This is a genomic window from Ignicoccus sp. (genome assembly GCF_056435145.1).
This window is the reverse complement of the sequence record NZ_JBWNMZ010000017.1, coordinates 100,872-106,958: the sequence shown is the minus strand read 5'-3', so window position 1 is coordinate 106,958 and position 6,087 is coordinate 100,872. Positions and strand designations below refer to the sequence as shown.

General features: G+C 53.2%; 6 protein-coding genes, 2 tRNA genes and 1 CRISPR repeat array. Of the genes, 4 read left to right on the top strand and 4 right to left on the bottom strand.

Features of this window, described 5'->3' with window-relative positions; genetic code table 11:
* Positions 1 to 104: 104 nt before the first annotated feature.
* Positions 105 to 737: direct repeats of the CRISPR family, unit length 23 nt; unit sequence GAGTCTCAAGAGAGGATAGAAAG.
* 313 nt (positions 738 to 1,050) lie between these two features.
* Together AC1HCZ_RS06315 and AC1HCZ_RS06310 are read right to left on the bottom strand one after the other, a co-directional pair.
* Positions 1,051 to 1,127, bottom strand: a tRNA-Val gene (locus AC1HCZ_RS06315).
* Positions 1,128 to 1,143: 16 nt separating this feature from the next.
* Positions 1,144 to 1,215 (bottom strand) — tRNA-Phe (locus tag AC1HCZ_RS06310).
* 153 nt (positions 1,216 to 1,368) lie between these two features.
* On the opposite strand from AC1HCZ_RS06310, the gene AC1HCZ_RS06305 reads away from it, so the two are divergent.
* On the top strand, positions 1,369 to 1,815 hold the full coding sequence (locus AC1HCZ_RS06305) for an SAM-dependent methyltransferase (RefSeq protein ID WP_479462693.1): 447 nt from the start codon (positions 1,369 to 1,371) through the stop codon (positions 1,813 to 1,815).
* Here the strand turns inward: AC1HCZ_RS06305 and AC1HCZ_RS06300 are convergent.
* Positions 1,784 to 2,332: a methyltransferase family protein gene (locus AC1HCZ_RS06300; protein WP_479462685.1), complete on the bottom strand. Its 549-nt coding sequence runs from the start codon at positions 2,330 to 2,332 to the stop codon at positions 1,784 to 1,786. The two genes, AC1HCZ_RS06305 and AC1HCZ_RS06300, sit on opposite strands and share 32 nt — an antisense overlap.
* A 14-nt stretch (positions 2,333 to 2,346) precedes the next feature.
* On the opposite strand from AC1HCZ_RS06300, the gene AC1HCZ_RS06295 reads away from it, so the two are divergent.
* Both AC1HCZ_RS06295 and AC1HCZ_RS06290 read left to right on the top strand, forming a co-directional pair.
* Entirely contained in the window at positions 2,347 to 3,111 is a 765-nt protein-coding gene (locus AC1HCZ_RS06295) for an indole-3-glycerol phosphate synthase TrpC (RefSeq protein WP_479462684.1), read from the top strand.
* Positions 3,112 to 3,148: 37 nt separating this feature from the next.
* Entirely contained in the window at positions 3,149 to 4,204 is a 1,056-nt protein-coding gene (locus AC1HCZ_RS06290; protein ID WP_479462683.1) for an oligopeptide/dipeptide ABC transporter ATP-binding protein, read from the top strand.
* 1 nt (position 4,205) lies between these two features.
* Here AC1HCZ_RS06290 and AC1HCZ_RS06285 read toward each other — a convergent pair whose 3' ends face one another.
* Positions 4,206 to 5,366: an RsmB/NOP family class I SAM-dependent RNA methyltransferase gene (locus AC1HCZ_RS06285; protein ID WP_479462682.1), complete on the bottom strand. Its 1,161-nt coding sequence runs from the start codon at positions 5,364 to 5,366 to the stop codon at positions 4,206 to 4,208.
* Positions 5,367 to 5,577: 211 nt separating this feature from the next.
* Between AC1HCZ_RS06285 and AC1HCZ_RS06280 the strand changes: the two genes are divergently transcribed.
* A complete protein-coding gene (locus tag AC1HCZ_RS06280; protein WP_479462681.1) occupies positions 5,578 to 6,072 on the top strand; it encodes a hypothetical protein in 495 nt (164 codons plus the stop codon).
* The last annotated feature ends 15 nt before the right edge of the window (positions 6,073 to 6,087 follow it).

Below are 6,087 nucleotides of genomic sequence, written 5' to 3'. Positions count from 1 at the left end.
AATTTCTTAAATGGAGAGAAAAATAGCTGGGAATTGTAAGGAAGCGGTAGAACGAAAGCCTTTTAAGGGAAGGAACTTGGAGCTTTATACGGAAGCGCTCGGTGGAGTCTCAAGAGAGGATAGAAAGCCGCCACTTCGTCACCCTCACCTTGCTAACTATGGCATCAAGTTGAGTCTCAAGAGAGGATAGAAAGTCGTCAATATCTAACTTCACCAACCTGATGATGTGCTTCCTGGTGGAGTCTCAAGAGAGGATAGAAAGATCCAGCTAGAAGGCACAGCTAGCCTGGAAATTTCCTCAGGAGTGGAGTCTCAAGAGAGGATAGAAAGAGTATTTCAGCTTTTATTTTGTTGAATTCTATCTCCCCTTCCGTGGAGTCTCAAGAGAGGATAGAAAGGTGACAATACCATTTTCTGCTGATATTATTAGCTTTCTTATGTGGAGTCTCAAGAGAGGATAGAAAGTATATACTATATACTAGGAATAGGTGCGTTCAATTCCCTTCGGGTGGAGTCTCAAAAGAGGATAGAAAGACGATGGTATTATCACCGTCACACAGCCGTCCGGTGCTAGGTGGAGTCTCAAAAGAGGATAGAAAGGTGTAGCAATCCGCCAGCTGCTAAGACAAAATCTTGGCAATTTGTGGAGTCTCAAAAGAGGATAGAAAGGACCAACCACTCTATATCGTCGCTTTTCAATTGCCTGTTCAGGTAGAGTCTCAAGAGAGGATAGAAAGACGTTGAGGTGTAGAATATCGAAATAGAATAACAATTTTTGGTTTAAACGAACCTTAGTGACGGTAGAACTCTGGGATAAAATTTAGAAATAAAGCTTCCGGGCTCTCCAATAATGAAATACTTAATCAAGTATATTGAACGCGCTCTCCAGAAAAATTCAAGAAATGTCACGTTAACATAAATCGTTATAAAATATTAGCTAGCTAATGGACGATTACCGGTAAGAGCGGCTAAAGAACGGAGATGCGACGTTCTGCTAAGCTACAGGATGTGGAGACCTTGAGCCCCGGGAGCCGCGTGGGTTGGATTGAGTGGTGGGGCCGCGGGGATTTGAACCCCGGACTACCGCCGTGTCAGGGCGGCGTCCTTCCGGGCTAGACGACGGCCCCGGAGCCGGGCCTCATGTGCCGCCGCGGGGATTCGAACCCCGGACGACCCGGTCTTCAGCCGGGCGCTCTCCCGCTGAGCTACGGCGGCTTCCGAGCGTAGCGCCTATCATAAGTTAATAAGCTTTCGCTCAGAGGCCGAAAACTCTTCAAGGAACTCTCGGACGGATTCGCGGGAACCTTGATATACTGGGAGGTACCGTTCCCCGAGCTGAACTTCTCCGTTCCCTACGTCCCTACCCCGATGCACGTAGCGCGAAAGATGCTAGAGTTAGCCGAGGTGGGCCCGGACGACGTAGTCTATGACTTGGGCTCGGGAGACGGCAGAATACCCATCCTTGCGGTCGAGGAGTTCGGGGCCAAGAAGGCCGTAGGTATAGAAATAAGGAACGACTTGGTTCAGATAGCGAGGGAGGAGGTCTCAAAAAGGAGGCTGGAGGGGAGAGTGGAAATAATTCGAGGAGACGTGTTGGATGTGTCCGTTGCTGAGGCAACCGTCGTAACTATGTTCTTGCTCCCCGATTTGATGGAAATTCTCAGGAGGAAGTTGGAGAAAGAGCTCAAACCGGGGGCTAGGGTGGTGAGCCACGAGTATCCTATGGCTAAGTGGAGGCCCAAGAAGGTCCTTAGAATCGAGGACGAGCACATGTTCCACACGCTTATACTTTACGTGGCCGGTGAGAGCTTCTAAGCTCCTCGATTGCTTCCTTGAGGCACTTGGGGTTGAGGCTTATCGCGGGGACCGAAGAGGCGTAATCGCAATATTCCGGACAGAAGGTCTTGTGCACCAAGGGCTCCTCTACCCTCAGTATGAAAGCTAAGCCCAGCGCCGCCGCCCAGCCGGAGAGCAATAGGCCGCACGGGGAGTTTAAAATTAGAGACGCGGAGAGTGGGACAAGGCTCATGGCGAACTGGTTGGGGTGTCTCATACATGAGAACACGCCGTCTTTGACCAAGACGTCGGGAGGGGTGAGGAAGGGCCTCTCGTCGCTGTGGCCTCTACTCCTCAGCGCCCTACCGGCCGCGGAGGAGAGGACTAGCAAAACTAACAATAAGGGGACGCCTATGACCTCGCCCCAAGGGAGCCGAAAGGGGCAATGGGCGTCCAACAGCTTCCCGGCCAGCGGGAAGGCTACGAAGAGCGCGGCCCAGAAGAGTGCCTTCCACGCGAAATCCTTCCTCCCCTTATCTTCCCCCACTCCCCACACCTCTGGGGCTCCGCTTGTTGGAGAAGATAATTGAGGTCACCGTTAAGAGAGTGGAACAGGAGCGTAAGGGGTTGGCGCTGCCTAAGAGGTCGAGGCCGCTTAGGGACTTCAGGGGAAGCTTGGAGAGGGGCGCGTTCGCGGTCATAGCGGAGTTCAAGCCCTCCTCGCCCAGCGGCGTAAAGGCGAAGTGGGGGCTAACGGAATACTTAGAAAGAGTCAGGGGAGCCGACGCCCTATCAGTGCTCACGGAGCCGCACTTCTTCAAAGGTTCTTATTTCAACTTGGCGATGGCAGCAATTATGACTGACAAGCCTGTACTGTTTAAGGACTTCGTCGTCGATCCGTTTCAAATAGAGGTCGCTTTCGCCTTCGGGGCAGACGCCGTGTTGCTCATGTTGGACGTCTTGGGCGAGGACGACTTAAAGTACATGGCCCTCAAGGCAAAATATATGGGACTTCAAACCCTAGTCGAGGTAAGCAAGCCCGAAGACGCGAGCATCTCCGAAGAGACGTGGGTAGATATCTTGGGCGTCAATTCAAGGGACTTCAAGACGTTAAAAACAGACGTAAGGAGGATATTTAGCGCGACAAGGTTTATCGCGGAGAGGGCCTTTCCCTTGGCCGAGTCCGGGGTGAAGGGGGCGAGGGACGCCTACGAGCTGGCCCTCCGAGGTTACCGGGGCGCGCTGGTGGGGACCAGCTTGATGGAGAGTTCAGATCCATTGGGCTCGTTGATGTCAATAAAAGCTGCCGGAAGCGCGGGCCTGGGCAGAATTTAGGGCCCTCTCGTGCGAGGGGGACAGAGGTAAACGTTCCTTGCCATTCGACCCGCTTCCCCCGGACGTTGCTTTGAAGACCATAAACCTGAAGAAGTACTATCTAGTCGGAAGCTTCTTCTCGCCAAAAAGAATCGTTAAGGCAGTGGACGGAGTGGACCTCGTCTTGAAGGACGAAGTTTATTGTATTGTGGGCGAGAGCGGCTGTGGGAAAAGCACCTTCGCTAGGGTGGTGATCGGGCTTGAGGAACCGACGGAGGGGGACGTTTTGATTAGAGTTGGAGACGAGACGGCCTCCGCGTTAAAAATGATTGGAGATAAGGTCAAGGGTAACACAGTATCGTATAAACACTTGAGCCCCAAAGGAAAGAGGATCGTCAAGAGGGAAATCCAGATGGTGTGGCAAGACCCCTACTCCAGCATAGACCCACGAATGAAGGTGTGGGAAGTGGTCGCCGAACCCTTAATCATACACAAGTTAGTGAAAGACGAGAGAGAAGCGAGGGAGAAAGTAGTAGATGTGCTGAAAAAGGTCAAACTTCCGGAAGAGGTAGCAGAACGTTACCCCCACCAGCTGTCCGGGGGACAGAGGCAGAGGGTCGTTATTGCGAGGGCGCTTAGTGTAAAGCCGAAGGTGATAGTAGCAGACGAACCCGTCTCTATGTTAGACGTCTCCATAAGAGCTGAAATAATAAACTTGATGAGGCAGCTCCACGAGAGCGAAGGGACTAGCATGATAGTGATAACGCATGACTTATCGACCGTCCCCCATTTGTGCGACAGAATAGGTATAATGTACTTGGGGAGGATCGTGGAGGAAGGGCCCACGCGAGAAGTGATAGAGGACCCCTTGCACCCCTACACCAAAGCCTTACTCGCAGCAGTGCTGGAGCCCGACCCGGCAAATAAGGAGAAGGAGTTGAAGGTCCCAATAAAGGGCGAACTGAGCCGGCCCCCCGAGAGGGGCTGCAGGTTTTGGCCCCGCTGCGTCGCGCTGGAGGCGCACAGGGAGTTGGAAAGCTTGTGCAAGTACGAGGAGCCGGGCTACTTCTTAAAGGGCGGGAGGAAGGTGGCATGTTGGATGCACGGGAGCTGAACTACCTCGTTTCGAAAACTCCTAAAGTAAAGCCTATGGTTTTGTGGACTTGCGGTAAGAACCACCTCCACCCCCTCTTCCCCTTAGGCGCTCCCACCTCGACCTCCACCGGCTCGGCCACCTTCTCGAACAATTCTGAGTGTGCCTCGTTCTCTTCGTACGTTATCGTACAAGTTGTGTAGATCAGCCTAGTCCCCCTCTTGGCCGATGATAGCATGCCTTTGATGAGCTCTCTTTGGTAGGAACTCATTTTGTTCTTGTCTACGAACGGTAGCAGTATCCTGGTCTCGGGAGAGCCGAGGCGTCCTATTCCGGTGCAGTCCGGGTCGAGCACCACCGTGTCGAAGGCCTTCCGGAACGCCGGGAGGCGGGCGTCGGAAACAACCTTCTCCACGTCGAACGCGAACCTCTTAGGGTCGATGTCGTTGGAAATCACCATTAATCCCTTGTCTCTCATGTGTAAGGACTTCCCTCCCGGCGCCGCCGTCAAGTCCAGCACCCTAACGCCCTTGACTAAGTGCGCAACACTCATGGAGGCTAATTCCATTATTACTACCTTCCTCGGGTGTAAGCCCCTCCGGAGGAGGAACCTTTTAGGTCCCTTTAGGTAAAGAGAATCGTAGAAGGGCCCCTCTTCTACTTCGTAGAAACGTTTCAACTCGGACTTCACGCTCGGGTCCCTAACCCTAACCCAGAAGCCCTCCCGGGAGTCCAGAGAGTCCACGAAAGCCTTCGGGTCGGTGAACTTCTTCAGCTCTTCCCACGCCCACCTAGCCACGCTGCGGTAAACCCTTTCCCTCTCCTCCCCGTCGAGATCCGCCAAGTAGTCCTCCGGCTCCGCCCTGAGGAGTTCCTCGTAAGTCTCCCTTGGGAACGTCTTTAATGCCCACGCCAGCTTGTCCGGCTTCACCTTCCGGAAGAGAGCTTGATAGGCGACAACCATTTTGAACCAGTAGTTAAACGAGGCCCTCGGCCTCTCGTACTCTAACCCCAAGGCCTTCGACAAGAGCATCCATCTCCTGGCCACGTCGGAAACTAGCCCGACGAGCACGGGCCTCACGGAGTCTGGCAAGCGGTGCTTGCGGTAGGCCCTCTCCAAGTAACCTTTCAGGCTGTAACCCTTGGAAGCCCTCGCGAGGGCCCTTGCCGCGAGCGTTTCCACGGGTACGCGTTCCTCGGACAAGCCTTAGGCGACCGTGTAGGGTCTCGGGCCGGCGCGCTGATTTATTTGGGGCGTCTTAAGGTCGTTAAAATGTTTCGACGTCACGATTCACAACCTCCAAAACGCGCTCATCATTCGTCAGCGAACATTTATGGGTCTTACTGTGTGATTTATTTCGCCCATAACCTTTTTATCGAACCGGTCGGGAGCAGTGGGTCCCGAGACGTATTCCATATACGTAGATGAAGACGGGAGATTAAGGATAGAAGGCGACGAGGTCGACTACCTGATCCTACCAGCGACGACCATATCCAAAATAGGTTCTAGACTGTACAAGATCGTGGGAGAGGCAGCGAACGTACAGCTGTCAGAGATAGGGAGGAGCATAGGCCACAGCTTGGCGGAGCTGGTCAAACACCAAATGCGCGGCAACAAAGTTGAAGACATTATAGAGTCCATAGACGAGTACTTGTGTAAGAGCGGCTTCGGAAAGGTGGAGCTGGTCAAGCACGAGGGCCACTTCGACGTAATAATAAATAATCCCCCGTCCTTAAGGCACACCGCAGAAGGGTTGAAGAAGTGCCGCTTTGAGGCCGGCTTAATCAAGGGGATATTAGAGGAGATCACCGGGGAGAAGTGGCAAGTGAAGGTGGACGACTCAGTGAACCAGAAGAAGTGTTTAATCCACATTAAACCTATGAAGTGAGCGCATTCCCAAACT

Bases quoted from the DNA above. Each gene is read 5' to 3' on its own strand.
- AC1HCZ_RS06305 (WP_479462693.1), top strand. From the start codon at position 1,369: ATGCACGTAGCGCGAAAGATGCTAGAGTTAGCCGAGGTGGGCCCGGAC.